Source organism: Lacticaseibacillus sp. 30 (assembly GCF_053819265.1).
Map to the genome: position 1 here is coordinate 58,467 of NZ_JBSOQX010000015.1, position 17,649 is coordinate 76,115.

Genomic DNA, 17,649 nt, shown 5'->3' on the forward strand with positions numbered 1-17,649 from the left:
TTTGGTGAAGTACCAACGTTTTCTTATTGACACTAGTGTAAAACGGCTTGTATGATTGAGTAAAGCTCAACTATTTCAGTTTATGATGAATTTTATTCACCTTAAAAAGAACGAACAGCTGTTATTCCTAGTCTAAAAGGATTTATCACAACGAAGTGACAGTTGGTGTCACATCAAGGAGGGGCAAATGGCTAACTTTTCTTATGAAGTTTTTAGCAAGGTTGTGGAGCGAGGCACATTAGCGAAAGCGGCGGCGGAGCTGAATGTAACGCCGAGTGCCGTGAGTCATAGTGTCAGTCAGCTGGAAACAGAACTGGGTTTCCCACTCTTGATTCGTAATCGAACGGGAGTGGCACTAACTGAAGACGGGGCGCAGGTGCTGCCGATTATTCAAAGCATCCAGAATCTCGAGGAGCAGCTGACGCAGGTTGCGGACAACATTAATGGGGTTAATACCGGCCGTATCCGCATTGGTGCGTTCTCGTCGGTTTCGACGAATTGGCTGCCAACAATTATCCGTCGCTTCAAAAAGCGCTATCCGCACATTGAAATTAGCGTGGTGCAAGGCACTTTTAACCGGATTGTTGAGGCGGTCCGACTGGGAACTGCCGACATTGGCTTTTCCTCCTTACCAGTTGGCCCTGGCGTCGTGGTAGAGCCGTTATTAAAGGATCCCATCTACTGCATCACGCCCAAGCAATTCAAGCCTAAAAACGGCCGCACAGTGACACAGGCCGATGTCGATAAGCAGAACTTCATTTTGCAGCAGATTGACTATGATCGAGATACCAAAAATGCGTTGGACCGCTACCATGTGTCAAGCAATGCAATTAATTATTCTATTGATGACCAAAGCATTCTGTCGATGGTGGAATCAGGTTTGGGGATGGGCATTTTGCCGAAACTAGCGGTGCAGAAGTTAGTTGGCGATGTCAACATGTATCCATTTTCTGAGCCCTTTGAGCGGACGCTGTGTCTCGTGATTAATCCGACCATAAAAAAATCACCTTCTGTGCAGCGCATGCAGCAGGTGATTCATAGTTTCTTAGCTGAGACTTATGGTGAAGCATTTCTCGGCCATCAGGGGTAAAATAGTTAAACATGATCGTCAAGCTGGTCCATGGTTTGATTCAAGGCCGCATCGACGCGATTGTTGTTGCGATTGGTGGCATGGCCTTTGACCTTGTGAAAGGTAATCGTTTCAAAGCGATTGACTTGGTGCAACAAGGCCTGCCAAAGATCGGCATTTTTAACTGGTTTGCCATGGTTGCGCCAATTGTTTTGTTGCCATTTTACCCACCAACGTTGCTGCATGGTGTTGATGACGTAAGCAGAGTCGGAATAAACATCGACGGGAATATCTGTGCGTTTGAGGGCTTTTAAGCCTTGAATAACGGCCATAATTTCCATATAATTATTCGTTCGGCCATAGTCGCCGTCAGATAGCATTTTTTCGTGATCTCCGTAGATCAGCAATGCGGCCCATGCGCTTTTATCCGTGGGGCGAACCGATCCACCCGCCTGATTTCCTGTATTGCGATTACCGCCATCTGTATAAAGTACAATTGATTCAGCCATGATTTCCTCGCTTTCTAACTGCTATCTATTGTAGGGGAACGCGTTTTAGATGGCTAGACACATCACTAAGAAAAAATTTTGAAAAGAGGCTGCTGCATGGAACGCTATCTTATTGCACTGGATCTAGACGGCACGACTTTGAATGCGGATGGACAATTAAGCGCTGGCACGATTGCCGTCCTCCGCGAGGCACAAGCCGCGGGACATCTCGTTGTCATTACAACCGGCCGTCCGGATTCGATTTCGGAACATTTCTACGACGACTTGCAGCTTCATGGCCCGATGATCAATTTCAACGGCGCGCTGATTCACATCCCGCACCAACACTGGCGTTATGAGCAAGAGGTCACCATTCCCATTCCGGTGGCACTGTCGTTACGGCAGCTAAAACGCGACTTTTCCTTTAAAGTTATGGTGGCAGAAGGTAAACAGTTGCTGGTGGCTGATCGACCATACGCGAACATTCCGTTTTTGCCAGATCGTCCGCATCCTAAGGCGCTGTTAGATGAGCAAGGTTTGCGGCAGCCACCTATTTCGGTCACGATGTTTATGACGGCTAAAACTTTTGATCCAGTTTCAAAACAAGTCAACGCATTGTATCCACATTTGGCGGCCAAAACGTGGGGAGCTTGGAGTGGTGAATACACTGCGCTTGAAGTGACAAGTAAGAATACCAGCAAGTCACGGGCACTTGCTTACGTGGCGGGCCAATACGGAATCGATCAAAAGCATATCATTGCGTTTGGCGATGACATGAATGATCTTGATATGTTGCAGTTTGCGGGTCATGGTGTTGCGATGAAAAATGCCCGTCCTGCGATTCTTGCAATCGCCGATGCGCAGACCCCTAACGATAATCAGCATGATGGGGTGGCAAACTATTTGGCAGATTATTTGAAACTGGCTTAAACCATTGTCGCAGGAAAAATGAAAATTATGGGAGTCAACTAGACATGACAACGCTTTATCTTGTCCGTCATGGGCAAACAGAATTCAATGTACAAAAACGAGTGCAAGGCATGGCCGATTCGGCACTGACGCCAAAAGGCATTGCGGACGCTAAAGCTTTGGGTCAAGGCTTTAAGACTAAAAACATTCACTTTGACGCGGCTTTTGCCAGCGATTTAACCCGCGCGGTAGATACTGCTCATTTTGTTTTGAGCGGTTTGGATGAACCGATACCGGTGACGACCTTGATGGGGTTGCGTGAAGAAAATTACGGCAAGTTCGAAGGTCAACTGGCAAATGATTTTTCCTTAGCGACAATGGGGATTGCTAACTTTCACGATGCATTGGCCAATCAAGAAATAACGTTGACCCAGACGGCAGATGCAGCTTTTACGGCGAATATGGATCAGCACCCGAACAAGGCGGAAACGAACCGCATGGTGCAGGAACGCTTGAATCGAACTTTGCGTGCGATTGCTGTAGAGGCAGTCGCCAAAGACTGGGAGCGAGTATTGGTCGTCTCACACGGGACAGCGGCGCTCATGTGGTTGAATTATGTTCACTACAACATTGATGGTCGCGAAATGCTAGACAATGCTAGCGTGACGAAACTGATGTGGGAAAATGATCGATTTACTGTGACGGATTTCAATGACCTTAGTTTCTTGCATGCAGGTCAAGCCGCTAATTAAGTGGTTTAGTGAAGCTCAATCTGATCACGCCAAAAAATGATATCAATCCAGACGAGGCACAAAGCGGCGCCTACTAAAGCATAAGTTCCGATCAGGGTCGTTAAAATACCTGTCACGGCAGCACCGGTAGCAAATGATAAAATAATCGTCCCAATTGTGGCCGCGTCTTTGCGGCCTTTTTGCTGCCCGCGGATGAAGCCATCATAAAGACTTTGCGCCGCGGTGCGTAGGTTGCCGGTCATCATCAGTGAAGTAAAAGGGCCGCCTTTTAAACGGCGAAATTCCTGTAGCTGCGCGGCGGCGATGAGTGAAACCAAAGCACTGGCGGCTAGATCAGGCAGCCAGTGGCCAAACAATGTCACGATAAGAATCAAAGTGATTTCGTATTGAATGAGCCACCGTTGTTCGGTTAAAGGTCGTGATTTTTTGCCAGCCTGCAGTTGCAGTGCGCGGGCGGCCATGGTGCCGAACATGAAAGCGAAGATCGGTACCATGTAACGGACAGCGGTAGTCCATTGCGCCTGACCGAGATGAATACCCAACAAGATGACGTTCCCGGTTTGCAGGCCAGCGAATACCTCACCGTGTAAGAGATAGGTGAAAGCATCAAAACTGCCAGCAGCTGCTGTGAGCAGTGTGCCGATCAAAAGACTTTCGTGGACTGGATAGGGTTTCTCGTTCATGTTGGTCGCTCCCTTAAACGCGTTTACAGGCCAGAAACCTGCATATAAGACTTCGAGCTTAACTGGCTTGCGCTCTTGCGATAGGTTGTTTGCGACTCATTTTACGCTGATTTTCATGAATGACCATGAAAGTTGTCTTGGGTATCAACTAAAAAAGCCGATCAGCAGGCTGTCCTGTCGACCGGTTTGACTTTGTTTGTTTGAGTTGAAGATCCCTAAGTAAATAATAACAACCACTCACTGGCACGAGATGCCAGTGATATTGTGAGACAATGTGATTGGAACGTTTATTTTTTTGGCTCTTCGGCTGGTTCTGGCGGGAACGCCAAGACAGTGCCGCCGCCGAGGTTCTGAGTCATCGCGTGGAAATTTGCGACAATCTTAAAGTTGAGCTCTGCGGCATTCTGCCGGTCTTTATCAGCATAATCGGTAATACTCAACAGCGCCGAGTTCTCATAAACCTTTTCTATTTTTCCGGTAAAAGGTGCTTCCATATCTTCTTTGACATGACAAACAACCGCGTCACCGAGATGTAATTTTTCTTTTTCCATAAAATCTCCAGCCTTTCACGGATCCCCAACATATTTGGCATACTATAACAACCGTTCCATAATAGCAAGAGACCAAAGTCGTAAAATTTCAAAAAAGACGAATATTTTATGGCATTTTTGATTTCCTATAAAAATGTCATCAAACACTATCTTTTCATTAATGAATATGACCAGGAGCACTCATAAAATGGTGGTCGACGGTAACGTGTAAGTTTATGTGAAACTTGTGATCGTTGTGGGACGATGTTTTCCAAAACGCAACCAAAAGTGGTTATAATGGAATAAAGCAGAAAGGACGAAAATAGTTATGGCAGCAAGCAACACAACGATTGATCAATTAAATGAAACAGCACAACATACAGCATTGGAAACTTTTGCAAAGTTCTACTTGGATCGCTTCTTCGGCGCCGGTCTCGATGTTTTTTCCCAAATTGATACGCAGGGGAATCTAGCAGATATTAATCATTACTTGCTTGATAATCAACCACTGACTCGCGAGGAATTGACAGCCGGTCTTCTGACTAACCGATCCGGTAACTTGTTGGACCTTTTGAAGCAAGTTAAGGTAACTTTTAATGCGCAAGGCGCACCTGAAACACCATGGAACGATTGGTACGCTGATCAAATTGACGGATTACCGCAAGGACTTTAACAAATAAGGCGGCCGATGGTGATCGGTCGCCATTTGTGTCCTTAGGGTAGAAAGGAACGGTTATGCCGCGATACTTAATTATTAGTGATATTGACGGCACACTAACCGCCAATCATCATGACGTTACGCCCAAAACGGCAGCGGCCATCGCAGCTGCCGTTGCTAGCGGCGCTTCTTTTTATGTTGCCACCGGGCGTATGCACGCTTTAGCGCAGGTTGTGGCCAAACAATTCGAACCAGAAGCTTCGATTATTGCATCGAATGGTGCTGTCTACGATTTTTCCGGCGAGCGGGTGCATCATGTTTTGGGGCAAGCGGCACTTACGGCGGTTGAAACTGTGACCGATCAGTTGGGCCTGAACGCCTTGTATTTCAGCGATGATACCGTTTATTACACAGGTAAAGTGCCGCCTGCCATTGAAGCAGCTGCACGCAAGTTTGCCCCCAGCTCGGTGAGCATTGACGTTGTAGCCTTACCATCAGTTGATGATTTGTTAGCACATGCACCTGCAATTACGAATGGGATCATTTTTGGCCCGCATGATTCGGAAGCATTGGCTAAGGGGAAGGCAGCGTTAGAAACACAGGATGTTTTACATGTTTCAGCCTCTGAACATACTAACCTTGAACTCATTCCTAAACATATTGATAAGGCCACGGCTGTCAAGGAGTTGCAGACGCTCACAGGAATCGGTCCGGAGCAAACGATTGCCTTTGGCGATGGTCTCAACGATCTTGGCATGCTGAAGGCTGCTGGTATTAGTGTGGCGATGGAAAATGCTGTGCCACAGGTTAAGCAGACTGCCCGCTATATGACAGATGCCAATGTGGATGATGGTGTAGCTAACTTTTTGAACGATTTTTTTGAAAAATAAGTAGTTTTATATTAAAAAATTGACTTTTTAAGTTGCTTGTTGGGCCAACGTTTGCCACCATAGAAGATGGTAAACGTTTTTATGAGCGTGAGACAGCCCGGTTAGAAATCCGTATGCAAATTGGCTTGAATACGATGGTTGAATTTTGACCATAGCGTTCAGGGCTTGTATACATGATTCCTGGGTCGGTGAGCGCGTTTAAGTCAAAGCGTGAGCTGGTGCGGTCGAAACTGGCGTATAAGCGTTCAAGGCGCTTGTATGCAGGTTTCTGCACTCGTGAACGTGTAGAGGGGGAAAAGTCATGTATTATGCAGCAACTGATCGTTATGACAAGATGCCTGTTCGTCATGCCGGGAAAACCGGTTTGATGCTACCGGCAATTTCACTTGGCTTGTGGCAGCATTATGGCAATCTTGATCCATTTGGCCCACGCCGTTCGGTTATTTTAGACGCTTTTGATCATGGTGTCTTTCATTTTGACGTGGCGAATCACTATGGTAATGGTGATCATGAACCTGGTTTTGGCAGCAGCGAGAGTTTGCTTGGTCAAATTTTAGCAACGGATTTGAAGGCTTATCGAGATGAATTGGTGATCAGCACTAAGGTGGGGTATGAGATTCATCCGGGCCCATATGGTGTTGGGACTTCGCGCAAAGCGGTCATTCAAGGCTTGAATGATTCACTCAAACGCCTGCAGCTTGACTATGTCGACATTTATTATGCGCATCGCTTTGATGATACGGTTGATTTAGAAGAAACTGTCAATGCGCTTGATCAGACGGTGCGTGATGGCAAGGCACTTTACATCGGGATCTCGAATTTTGATACCCAGCAAACCAAAGATGCGATTGCGATGTTTAAAGATCTGCATACGCCATTTGTGCTGAATCAGTTCAGTTACAACATGTTTAATCGTGAGGCTGAAACTTCTGGCCTAACGAAGGCTCTTCAAGCCGATGGTGCCGGCCTAATTGCTTATGGGCCGCTTTCAGAAGGCTTGTTGTCGGATCGGTATCTGAATGGTATTCCGGATACGTTCAAAATTCATCCGACCAACCAAGCCACTTTTGCCCATGGGAAAGACGCGGTTGTGAAGAAGTTGAACGAGTTAAACGAAGTAGCACATGACCGTGGCCAGACGTTAACGCAAATGGCATTGGCATGGCTGTTACGTGATCCAGTTGTCACCAGTGTCATCATCGGGACCACCTCGGTTGATCATTTGGAAGACAACCTGAAGGCAACCGAAAATCTGACCTTCAGTGCAGAAGAAATCAGCCACATTGATTCGATCTTGAACGTTTAAAGTTGATGTATGAAAAAGAGATGTCTCGGTTATCACTTTCCGAGGCATCTCTTTTTGTCAAGCCTACTTAACGTGAAAGGCCGCCAGATGGCCCGCCAAGTAAGGGGCAGTTTCACCTTTCCCTTGTTTGGCGATTGCTTGCGGTGTGCCAGCAGCCATGACGCGGCCACCTTCTGCACCGCCTTTTGGTCCGAGATCCAAGACATAATCAGCGTTAGCGATGACGTCTAGATCGTGTTCGATGGCAATAACCGTTGCACCGGTTTTGAGCAACCGTTGAAAAACAGCGATCAAGGTTTGAACATCCAAGGGGTGTAGACCTACCGATGGTTCATCGAAGACAAAAAGCGTGTCTTTTTGGGAGCGTCCCATGTGGGCAACTAGCTTCAGGCGCTGCGCTTCACCGCCAGACAGCGTCGGGGTACTTTCACCTAAATGCAAATAACCGAGGCCCATGTCATGCAGGGTTTGCAATGTGTGAGTAATAGCCGGTTCGTCTTTCAGAACGGTCAAGGCGGAGTCCACGTCCAGATCTAGCAAGTCGGCGATGCTGTGCTGCTGCCATTTGATTTTCAGAACCTCGGGGTTGTAGCGACGGCCGTGACAAGTCGGGCAAGTTTGCTGCATGTCAGGCAGATACTGGATATCTAAGTTAATGACGCCGGTACCGCCGCATGTCGGGCACGCGCCGGCTTTGACGTTGTAAGAGAAATGGCTACTCGTATAGTGCTTGGCTTTGGCATCAGGCAAACTGGCGAAAAGGTGTCGCAGATGGTCGAGAATGTCTGTGTAGGTGGCGACGGTTGAGCGGACATTTTTACCGACCGGCGTGGCATCAATCGCAACTACATGGCGCAGGCCGCCGCGGTCAAGATCACGAACAAATGCTGGAGCTGGTTGGTCAGCAGTTGCTGACAGCGCTGGTACTAGGGCGTCAAAAATCAAAGTTGACTTGCCAGCACCAGAAAAGCCGGATACCACTGAGAAGCAGTTAACTGGAAAATGGACATGCAGGTCATGAAGGTTAAATCGATCAGTTACGGTTAATTGCAGTTGTTTGGTTTGCTTAATTTCTTGTTCACCAGCTTGCGGGCGAACAATCAAGGGAGCCGCTCCGGTTAAAAAGGGTGCAATCAACGAATGGGTATCATGGCTGATCGCTTCAGGGCTACCTTGATCAATGAGTCGGCCGCCAGCAACGCCTGCACCGGGACCAATCTCAATCACTTGATCGGCTGCCTCAATGATGGCGGTGTTGTGATCCACAACGACCAGCGAGTTGCCTTGATTGACCAAACCGTGCATGACTTCTAGCAATCCAGAAACGTTTGCAGCATGCAGGCCGATGGACGGTTCATCAAGGACGTAAAGGACGCCGGTCGTTTCAGTCCGAAGCGTGCGACTGAGCTGAATGCGTTGCAATTCACCAGTCGATAAGGAAGCCGCGGCTCGACTCAGGGTCAGGTAACTGAGGCCAAGGTCCATGATGGGCTTAAGCAATTGCGTCAGTTCTTGGATAATATCGTGCGCCAGTGACTGCATATCTGCTGGCAACCAGTGATAGATTTCGGGAATGAACGCGGCTAATTGCGTTAAAGTCATATCACTAACCTGAGCAATGTTTTGATCCACTAGGTGCTGGCTCAATAATTTCGGGGCAAATCGGCTGCCATGGCAGGTCGGGCAGATGCCAAACTCATAGAAGCGATTCAGCCGCTGAATGGCGCGTTCATTTTTGGTCGTCGCTAAAGAATCTTCGACCGCATTGAAAGCATTCTCGTACTGTGCATGGTCCATATGAAAAATTTTGCCGGTTTTGCTGGGGATATTGATGGCGTATTTTTTACGTTCACCGTGCCAAACCTGTTCTTGCTGATCTTTTGGCAGGTCCTGGAAAGGCGTATCAATATCAATGCCGATTGCTTGTGCGACAAAAGGCATAAAATTGCGACCGGGCAAGCGCCACGAGGCCACGGCACCTTGACGGATTGTCAGTGCTTGATCAGGGATGAGCCGGTTGGCGGCCAGTGTGCGCGCTTGACCAGTACCGCCGCATGTCGGGCAGGCACCAGTTGAATTGAAGGCGAAATCTTCAGCAGCAAAAGCCATGAAACGGACGCCACAGGTCGGACAAGTGATCATGCCCATACCGCTTTCACCGTCATTGGGCAGATCCATTGCCTTGGCAATATCGAGGGTTGGCGATACGCGGTGACCATTAGGACAAACCGGCGAGCCGAGACGGGAAAACATGAGGCGAATGACGTTGAGCGCTTCTGTGGCCGTACCGACAGTTGAGCGGATGCCTGGAACGGTTGGCCGCTGCCGCAAAGCGATGGCACTAGGAATATGGCGTACTGAGTCAGCAGCAGCAGGACTTGTTTGGCCAAGGCGCCGGCGGGTGTAGGTGGACAAGGCACTCATGTAGCGGCGCATACCTTCAGCGTATAACACGCCCATGGCTAATGAACTTTTACCGGAACCAGACCGACCAGTGATCGCCACCAGTTTGTTAAGTGGAATATCAACATTGAGATGCTTCAAGTTGTTAACGTAAGCGCCGCGAACACTGATATGATCGGGAATTGCCATCAAACCACTCCTTTACAAAGATAGACATAGCCGGCTACTGACAAAATCGGGCTAGCTACGTCCTGATAGTGTCATTGTAACGCTCCTAGAAAAACGGCAACAGTCGGCGACAAAATTGTGTCGCCCAGTCAACTGAAAAAGCCTCACGCAACTGAGCGTCAGGCTTGATTGTGGTGATCTCCATGAGGCGTTTGTGCCACGAGATGACCGGTTTATTCGGTGACTAAGGTGCCAGTTGCTTGGCTGAGAAGTTTGATCAACTTCAGATACTTTTTCTCGCCAAGTTCATGATAGAGACGTTCTAAGTTGCCCAAGTATTCAGGCCCGAGATCCTCAATTGCTTGCTCACCTTCTTCGCTAAGCACCAGCTTGAAGCTGCGACAATCTTCAGGATCGGGTTGTTTTTCAAGCAAACCCCGGTCAATCAACGGGCTGCTGGCTTTGGTGATCGCAGCCTTGGTGACGTGCATCTCTTTGGCCAAGCTTGTTGGTGTTCTTGGCGTGGCATCGGTCGCCATCCAGAAAAGCAGGTTTTGTTGATTCAATGGAATCTCCGATGTTGAAACCGGTGAAAAGAGTCGGTTGAATTGATTCACCGACTGACTGGCTGCCAAATATTGCTTTTTCATAAAAGTGCTCCCCCTTTTTTTCATAACCTCTGTATACTTTTAGTATGAAGGATTGAGGTTGATTGACGCAATAAATACGGCAGAAAAAAGCTCGATTTGTTAACAAAATCACATAGCAGGTGACTGAATGGTGGACAACGAAAAGGAGCAACGATTCATGATCGAATGGCAAGAGCTGACAGCCTTTGCAAAAAAGGTATCTGAGCAAGATCACAGTGGCCACGGGTTTGACCATATTCAGCGGGTTGTGGCGACAGCAAAACAACTAGCTGCGCAAACACCAGAGGCTGATACAGCTGTTGTGTTGGCGGCGGCCACGATGCATGATACCTATGACGATAAATTGGTTCCGGATGTGCCAATAGCCAAAGCCGCCGCCCAGCAGGCAATGGTCGACGCTGGCATGCGCGCTGACCAAGTCCAAATGGTATTGACGATTATCGATCACATGTCGTTTAAAGCAAACTTACAACACCATCAATCGTTGCCGGTCGAAGGACAACTGGTTCAGGATGCCGATCGTCTTGATGCCATTGGTGCCATTGGCATTGGTCGTGCTTTTATGTATGGCGGTGCACATGGTGGGCGGATGTATGATCCAGATTTACCACCACGAGCTGACTTAACCGCGGCTCAGTATCGTACAACAGAAGGCACCGTCATCAATCACTTTTATGAAAAACTGTTGAAACTCAAGGATCAATTGAACACCGATGCGGCCAAAAAAATGGCGATGCATCGCCAACAGGTTATGGAAGATTTTCTAACCGAGTTCAAGGCCGAGTGGCACGGTAGACGGTAAGGCAAGGCGGCTCTTTTATGAAAGGACAGCATGGCCAGTTAAAACAGCTGTAGCAATGCGCATTTTTTTGCTTTCTACGCTACATTTTTATAAAAAGGACTTGCGAGCTATGGGGATTTAGTGTACATTAATTAGGCAGTTGTTTTTAAACAACACAGCCATTTGCCGTCTTAGCTCAGTCGGTAGAGCGCATCCATGGTAAGGATGAGGTCGTCGGTTCGAATCCGATAGACGGCTGATAGTACCGCGCCTGACAGATATTAAATCTGTCAGGTTTTTTTGTGAGCACGAACCAACCCGGTTAGAAACCGGAAAGTATGTGGTCTTGGACGTGAGGGCGGGCTTTGATCATTACGACTAAGCTCCTTATGCGTAGGTTTTGGGGATGACTCGCGCGTTATGGTGGGACCTTATGCTTCACTTTCTAAGCATGACACGCCTCTTCACGGCTATGTTTCACCATGCACCCTGGCTTCTAAAATGTTACCCTTAAAGACAAACATGCCAAGAAAGGATTGCCTTCATGAAAATTCTTCGCTCATTTGTCCAACTTGTTGGCGTTGCTGCAGGTTTTATCGCCTATTCGTCTGCCGAACTTGCGTTGATCCGCAGTGAGGCCACGTGGGGTGCCTATGGGGCCATTGGTGCCTTGGTCTTTGTATTCGGTGCACTGATTGCTGCCTTGATGGTCTGCTATCGACATTTTTACCGCCAACAACCTGCGCTGGCGGTGGCTCATCCTTCTAGCGTGATCTGGCAAGGTATCGGATTGCTATTTTTGATTCAGCTCATCAACGTGACGCTCACGCAAGTCATGCACGCGCCTCAAGCTGCCAACCAAAGTAACCTGCTTGATTTAGTTAAAAACTATCCGTGGTCAATCAAGTTATTAGCAGTTGTTGGTGGCCCAATCGTTGAGGAGTATCTATTTCGGGGTTTCTTGATGAACAGTTTCGGCTCTTTGAAGCAGCGATCCTGGCAATGGGTGAGTGTGCTAATCAGTGCCGCAGTCTTCGGCTTTGCGCATGTGGCCGGAAAAGTGGATTATAACTTCTTCATCTATGCCGCGCTTGGCGGCGTCCTTGCTTGGACTTACTTGCGAACAAGAGACATGCGTTATTCGATTGGGTTGCATATGCTCAACAATGCAACAATTTTGCTCGTGTAGAATTTTCCAAACTAAGGTTAGGACATCATTCATAAGCGTCAAATAAGAATGAACAATTTTCGCAATTGGAAGTTGTTCATTTTTTATTTTCTCATAAATGATTTATTGGGGTTTTAAAGATCCCAGTGCCAAGGCGAAGCAATCGTAGGCCGGATGGGGATCAGCTGTGCAAACAACACAGCGACCGGGCTTTGTCGCTGATGTTGTTAGGCGACTTCGAGACCGTTTTTTGGGCTCGAAGCGCCGTCACGCGTTCCATCCTCATCTGGCCGGAGATTGCGGAGTTTGGCATGGCAAGAAACTTTTAGCCTAGATTGGTCGCATGATCGCCACCATGATTGATTCAATAAGTGAATGTTAATCATGCAAAAGATCAATTTAGCCGATGACGATGATTCTTGCTACACTTAATAGCAAGAATATAAGGAGGCAGTTATGAGATCATTTTTGAAACGAGTGCCGTTACCGATGGCGGGACTGACACTGGGATTGGCATCGTTGGGTAATCTATACAAACTGGCAGGTTGGCAATTAGTAGGGAACCTAACAGGAGGCTTAGCTGCTTTGCTGTTTGGACTGATTTTACTGAAAATTTGCCTGACTCCCTTACACGCAGCTAAAAGTTTACAGGATCCGATCATCGCATCGGTGTCGCCGACATTTTCGATGACCTTGATGATCTTGTGCACTTATTTAACTGCTTGGGGAATGCCGGTGGGGATCGCTACTGTCATCTGGGTATTAGCAGTGATTATCCATTTTGGCTTAATGATTTTTTTCGTTTCACGGCATTTGCTCCCGCAACAAAAAGAATGGCAAATGATTTATCCGAGCTGGTTTGTCACCTTTGTCGGTATCGGCGTCATTCCCGTGACCAGTGGAAAATTCGTGCCAGCACTTGGGCAGCCCCTTTTCTGGCTTGCATTTGTGATCTACGTGGCAGTTTTTCCGTTTGTGCTGCATCGTGTCAGGACAATACCGCTGCCTGAGGCAACACAGCCCTTACTGACGATCATCGCCGCACCGGCTTCGCTTTGCCTGACCGGTTATCTGGCCAGCTTCACGCATCCTAATTTGGCATTTGCAACCGGCATGTTGATTTTTGCACAGTGCCTGTATTTTCTGACCCTTTTCAGCATTCGACAGTATACGCGGCTGTCGTTTTATCCGAGTTTTGCCGCCTTCACCTTTCCACTCGTCATTTCCGCGACTGCTTTGACCCGCTTTATTGCTATCTTTGCCAGCAAGGGGTTGGTGCATAACTTGTTGAGCGTGTTGCAGTGGGGTGAGTGGCTTGTAGCGAGTTTGATGCTGATATTTGTGACCGGCCATTATCTAAACTTTTTGCGGCTTACAGCTAAAACAGTCAAGCAAACAGCAACTGCTACTCAAGAAGTGTCTGATTAATAGTCATCCAAAGCAGCTTGGCCATCAGCGGGTTACTTCCGAAGCGCGAGCTGCTTCAACAATTTTATCTAGCATGGCCTGTTTGTGGGGCCAATTGGCGTTTGGGTTTTGCAGCAAGTAAAAATGCCGTTGAAATTGCGGCCCAATTGCTTGTGCCGGAGCATTGCCGAGTGCGACTTGATCCGACAAAAGTGCCTGCCCGACACCTTGTTGTACCAATGCCAGCAGCATGGCATTGTTATTGACAGTCATCATGTGTTGCGGCGAAATACCGGCTGCTTGTAGGTAAGCGGTGGTGTAATAGCGCATCCCAGAGCCTTCTTCGCGGGTAATCCAAGTGCCGGTAGACCAACCTGCAGCGATCAGTTGATCCGTACAAAGGGTTGTTCGGATAGCGCCCTTTAAGGTTAAAGGTTGTTCAATAAAGCCTAAATCTAAATGTTGGCCTTCCAGCTGTTTGACAACTTGCAAGGAATTGAGCACGGCGACATCATATTGCAAGTAGGGAAAAGCCTTTTTTAAAGCCGCTGCGATTCGGGAAAATAGAACAGCGGCGACACTTTGCGATACGCCAATATGCAGGTCAACAATGGCATCCTTTTGACTATTTTGAATCGCTTCCTGCGTTTTTTCCCACTCAGCCAGCAGGTTGCCACTAAAGGTATACAAAATATCAGCAGCTGCTGTGGGAATCGTCGCACTGCGTTTGTTTCGTTCAAATAAGGTTGTTTTTAGTTGATGTTCCAGCTGATGAATATGGTGTGACACAGTTGGCTGGCTGGTGAATAAGTGCGTGGCTGCCAAGGAAAAGCTGCGTGTTTCGTAAACGGCCATGAAGGTACGGAGTAGATTAAACAAAAATAAACCCTCCAAATTTTTAATAAACAGAATTGATTAAATCGTCCCATTGATAATTTATCATGATTCTAGAAGCCAAACAAACGCCCGTGTCAGCGAAGACACGGGCGTTTGTTGATGATGCATGGGTGGCATTAGACACGCGCCTCAGAGGCATCCCCAGCATGTGTGTAGAGATCAGCGGGCAGTGCCGTGATCAATGGACTTGGGGCGTCCAAAGCAACGAGTGTGAGATGGTGCAAGGCTCGGGAGCAAAGTGTGTAGAGAATATCACGGTCGGCTTCATTTTGATACGTGGTTGCAGAAATATCCCAACCGATGACTGCGTCAAACTCTAAACCTTTCGCGAGATAGACTGGCAAAATGACACAACCGTTTTTAAGGCTATGGTCATTAGCCGATAGCAAGGTTACTGGTGCATCAAGTTTGAGAGTGGCGTAAAGTTGATCAGCCGTTTGGGCATCTTTGGTTAGAATCGCCACGGTGGTATCGGTTGCCAGCAGTTGCGTCACCAGTTTTGACAAAGCATCAGGCGCTTCCGTGCGCGCTACCGTCAAGACTTCTGGTTTATCACCAGCACGGTTAAACGCCTGAATATGGTCGTGTTCTGGTAATAAAGCTTTGGCAAAGTTAGTAATCGGTTGCGTGGATCGGTAGCTTTTGTTTAACGTAATGAGTCGAATTTTATAGCCGGAAAAAACGTCCTCGATTTCATGAATGAAATCACTAGGCTGGTAATTACTGGTAAACACGTCTTGCTTGGCATCGCCCAACAAAGTCAACTTGGCTTTAGGAAAGGCGTGTTTCAAGTACAACAACTGCGCCATACTGAAGTCTTGCATCTCATCAACGAAAACATACTGAATCAGGCTATTTTGACCGCTGCCGGTGCTGAGATCACGAAGATAAAGCAGCGGGGCGGCATCTTCTAAGCGTAATTGATGCGCTTCGATTCCGTCTGAAAAGGCGTTGACCATTGTGTGCCAGATAGCCGGAGCAACGGGTGGTTTCACCTGTGCCATGAATTGCTGATAGTCTTGGAACACATCATAAAAATGATCGTTGTACAGTGCGTCGTAGATTGGTGAAAATGCTTTTGAGACAATAGCTTCCGAGACAAATCGCTGTTCATCTTCACCGGTTTCGAATTCGTGATCGGCGGTCAAGGTTTCCAATTCAGTTTGTGACAGATCGGAAACGCGCAACTGCGCCCAGTCTCGTTTGGCCTCCATATGAATCCGGGTATTCAGACGTTTGATCAAAGCATTCTTAGTGGCGGTAAACTTATCAACTGGCTGCATCAATGCTGGCTGGGCTTGATAAATTTTCGCGATGGTTGCGGCTGAGAAGAAAGTCTCACCGTTGAACTCAACGTCAATAAAATGCGGTGTCCGCTTCGGTTGCTTAGCATAGTCGTAGATAGCTTCAAGATAGCGCGGCGCTTCTTTAAAGCGACGGATATGCTCAGCAGCTGGCGGCAATCCAGCTGCATCATGTTCATAACGTTCAAATAATGTTTCAACATGTAAGCCGGTGAAACGGTTTGCCAAGAATTCAAACAAGGTTGCCTGCCGCATATTCTTTTCGCCTAAGCTCGGCAAAACTTGCGAGATGTAATTGGCAAACAAGCGGTTAGGTGAGAAAAGTACCATTTGGTCAGCATCCAGATCGCTACGGCTGTGATATAGCAAGTAAGCAATGCGTTGCAGAACCGCACTGGTTTTCCCGGAGCCGGCGACCCCTTGAACCACAAGCAAGTCGCTGGTGGTATCACGAATAATGTCGTTTTGTTCGCGCTGAATGGTCGCGACAATATTTTTCATGTATTCGTCTGATTGATCGCCTAAAACGGATTGAAGAATTTCGTCGCCAACGGTTTCATTGGTGTCGAACATGGTTTTGATGTGGCCGTGTTCGATTTGGAACTGACGTTTGTTTTTCAAAGTGGCGTGTTGTTCGCCTGCTGGTGTATCGTAGCTGACATCGCCAAGGGTACCGTTGTAATAAATAGAACTTACCGGCGCGCGCCAATCATAAACCAAGAATTCGCCATCTTGGTCAATGAAGGTGGCAGTGCCGATATAAAGCGTGTCGGGATCGCCATCTTCGTCAATATCGATACGGCCAAAATAAGGATTGTCCGCTAGCAGGGTGAGACGATTACCTTCGTGTTTGAGAATGGTTTCATTTTCGACGGCGCGGGCAACCATGACTTTCTGCTGTTGAACCGCAGCGTTGGTTTCCATTTGGTCATCGACTTCGGTAACGTTGACCTTGGTATTTTCACCGTAAGATCGTTCAATCCGGCTGGTTTCTTTGTGCGCCGCTTCGATCTGGTCATGAATGGCCGCTAGTCTTGCTTTGAGCTTCTCAATGACCGCCGTGACCCGAGCCTGTTCTTCTGCCTTCGTTGCATTTTCCATAGAAACGGCGCTCCTTTCGGTGTTTAAAATGGTGTCGATAATTGTACGCTGGGCACTTGGAAAAGTAAAGAGCGTGAGCAGGCCCGGTTAGAAACCGGAGCATAAGTGGCCTCGGACATAAATGGCTGGGCTTTGGCCATTTATGTCCGAGGTCCTTATGTGCAGGTTTCTGGTCTGGCGAACGCGTTTGGGAGAGCGTGAGCAGGCCCGTATGTGTCAAGCTTTTCTCGGCTCTACTCTAATTAAGCTTGATCCTATTGTCCGAGTTGGCTCCGCGGCGATTCGGGGTGGCGACCGCGAAGCTAGAGTGGTGGGCACGACTTCGAGCCAACGCGCAAGCCCGGCGCGCTGTCTCGAAGCTCGGCCTTGGTCTAAGCAGAGAAAACCACTCCGCTAAGACCAATCTCACCACTGAGCCCGTCGCCGCTCCGCCAACTCTCTGCTTTCTATCCTAGTATTCGAGCTAGATTGCCCATGGCACTGCT

Annotated in this window: 16 protein-coding genes, 1 tRNA gene and 1 pseudogene; 11 read left to right on the forward strand and 7 right to left on the reverse strand. The window is 47.9% G+C overall.

Annotated features, from left to right (window positions below; translation table 11 throughout):
• The first annotated feature begins 187 nt into the window (after window positions 1-187).
• On the forward strand, window positions 188-1,090 hold the full coding sequence (locus ACWPAB_RS10535; RefSeq protein WP_003567840.1) for a LysR family transcriptional regulator: 903 nt from the start codon (window positions 188-190) through the stop codon (window positions 1,088-1,090).
• Between the two features lie 5 nt (window positions 1,091-1,095).
• On the opposite strand, the gene ACWPAB_RS10540 is transcribed toward ACWPAB_RS10535, so the two are convergent.
• Entirely contained in the window at window positions 1,096-1,578 is a 483-nt protein-coding gene (locus ACWPAB_RS10540) for a ribonuclease H family protein (RefSeq protein WP_003585712.1), read from the reverse strand.
• Between the two features lie 96 nt (window positions 1,579-1,674).
• On the opposite strand from ACWPAB_RS10540, the gene ACWPAB_RS10545 reads away from it, so the two are divergent.
• Both ACWPAB_RS10545 and ACWPAB_RS10550 read left to right on the forward strand, forming a co-directional pair.
• A complete protein-coding gene (locus tag ACWPAB_RS10545) occupies window positions 1,675-2,487 on the forward strand; it encodes a Cof-type HAD-IIB family hydrolase (RefSeq protein WP_003567836.1) in 813 nt (270 codons plus the stop codon).
• A 44-nt stretch (window positions 2,488-2,531) separates the two neighbouring features.
• The gene (locus tag ACWPAB_RS10550) at window positions 2,532-3,218 is read left to right on the forward strand and encodes a histidine phosphatase family protein (RefSeq protein ID WP_003585711.1); all 687 of its coding nucleotides are present in this window, start codon (window positions 2,532-2,534) and stop codon (window positions 3,216-3,218) included.
• 5 nt (window positions 3,219-3,223) lie between these two features.
• Here ACWPAB_RS10550 and ACWPAB_RS10555 read toward each other — a convergent pair whose 3' ends face one another.
• Window positions 3,224-3,901 (reverse strand): YoaK family protein, encoded by a 678-nt coding sequence (locus ACWPAB_RS10555; protein ID WP_003585710.1) that lies wholly within the window; start codon window positions 3,899-3,901, stop codon window positions 3,224-3,226.
• Here ACWPAB_RS10555 and ACWPAB_RS10560 point away from each other — a divergent pair.
• Window positions 3,900-4,105, forward strand: a pseudogene (locus ACWPAB_RS10560) (hypothetical protein). The gene ACWPAB_RS10555 and the pseudogene ACWPAB_RS10560 overlap by 2 nt on opposite strands.
• Before the next feature lie 83 nt (window positions 4,106-4,188).
• Here the strand turns inward: ACWPAB_RS10560 and ACWPAB_RS10565 are convergent.
• Window positions 4,189-4,452 carry a hypothetical protein gene (locus ACWPAB_RS10565; protein WP_003567829.1) on the reverse strand — a complete coding sequence of 88 codons (264 nt, stop codon included), beginning with the start codon at window positions 4,450-4,452 and terminating at the stop codon, window positions 4,189-4,191.
• Window positions 4,453-4,759: 307 nt separating this feature from the next.
• Between ACWPAB_RS10565 and ACWPAB_RS10570 the strand changes: the two genes are divergently transcribed.
• The 3 genes from ACWPAB_RS10570 to ACWPAB_RS10580 all read left to right on the forward strand — a co-directional run bounded on the left by ACWPAB_RS10570 (window position 4,760) and on the right by ACWPAB_RS10580 (window position 7,285).
• Complete coding sequence (locus ACWPAB_RS10570) at window positions 4,760-5,104, forward strand: hypothetical protein (protein WP_003567827.1); 345 nt, start codon at window positions 4,760-4,762, stop codon at window positions 5,102-5,104.
• 62 nt (window positions 5,105-5,166) lie between these two features.
• Window positions 5,167-5,979, forward strand: a complete 813-nt coding sequence (locus tag ACWPAB_RS10575; RefSeq protein ID WP_003567825.1) for a Cof-type HAD-IIB family hydrolase — start codon at window positions 5,167-5,169, stop codon at window positions 5,977-5,979.
• A 301-nt stretch (window positions 5,980-6,280) separates the two neighbouring features.
• Window positions 6,281-7,285: an aldo/keto reductase gene (locus ACWPAB_RS10580; protein WP_003576574.1), complete on the forward strand. Its 1,005-nt coding sequence runs from the start codon at window positions 6,281-6,283 to the stop codon at window positions 7,283-7,285.
• Between the two features lie 63 nt (window positions 7,286-7,348).
• On the opposite strand, the gene ACWPAB_RS10585 is transcribed toward ACWPAB_RS10580, so the two are convergent.
• The gene (locus tag ACWPAB_RS10585) at window positions 7,349-9,877 is read right to left on the reverse strand and encodes an excinuclease ABC subunit UvrA (protein WP_003585708.1); all 2,529 of its coding nucleotides are present in this window, start codon (window positions 9,875-9,877) and stop codon (window positions 7,349-7,351) included.
• A gap of 212 nt (window positions 9,878-10,089) precedes the next feature.
• On the reverse strand, window positions 10,090-10,506 hold the full coding sequence (locus ACWPAB_RS10590; RefSeq protein ID WP_003567813.1) for a MarR family transcriptional regulator: 417 nt from the start codon (window positions 10,504-10,506) through the stop codon (window positions 10,090-10,092).
• 127 nt (window positions 10,507-10,633) lie between these two features.
• Here ACWPAB_RS10590 and ACWPAB_RS10595 point away from each other — a divergent pair, with 127 nt between their 5' ends.
• The 4 genes from ACWPAB_RS10595 (at window position 10,634) to ACWPAB_RS10610 (ending at window position 13,883) form a co-directional block, all read left to right on the forward strand.
• Window positions 10,634-11,308 carry an HD domain-containing protein gene (locus ACWPAB_RS10595; RefSeq protein ID WP_003571551.1) on the forward strand — a complete coding sequence of 225 codons (675 nt, stop codon included), beginning with the start codon at window positions 10,634-10,636 and terminating at the stop codon, window positions 11,306-11,308.
• Window positions 11,309-11,472: 164 nt separating this feature from the next.
• A tRNA-Thr gene (locus tag ACWPAB_RS10600) sits at window positions 11,473-11,545 on the forward strand.
• A 286-nt stretch (window positions 11,546-11,831) separates the two neighbouring features.
• Window positions 11,832-12,476, forward strand: a complete 645-nt coding sequence (locus ACWPAB_RS10605; protein ID WP_003576567.1) for a CPBP family intramembrane glutamic endopeptidase — start codon at window positions 11,832-11,834, stop codon at window positions 12,474-12,476.
• 435 nt (window positions 12,477-12,911) lie between these two features.
• On the forward strand, window positions 12,912-13,883 hold the full coding sequence (locus ACWPAB_RS10610) for a TDT family transporter (RefSeq protein ID WP_016381257.1): 972 nt from the start codon (window positions 12,912-12,914) through the stop codon (window positions 13,881-13,883).
• 24 nt (window positions 13,884-13,907) lie between these two features.
• On the opposite strand, the gene ACWPAB_RS10615 is transcribed toward ACWPAB_RS10610, so the two are convergent.
• Window positions 13,908-14,741 (reverse strand): LysR family transcriptional regulator, encoded by an 834-nt coding sequence (locus tag ACWPAB_RS10615; protein WP_003585705.1) that lies wholly within the window; start codon window positions 14,739-14,741, stop codon window positions 13,908-13,910.
• Window positions 14,742-14,875: 134 nt separating this feature from the next.
• Window positions 14,876-17,164, reverse strand: coding sequence for an RNA polymerase recycling motor HelD (gene helD, locus ACWPAB_RS10620; protein ID WP_003567804.1), 2,289 nt, complete (start codon window positions 17,162-17,164; stop codon window positions 14,876-14,878).
• Window positions 17,165-17,649: the final 485 nt, after the last annotated feature.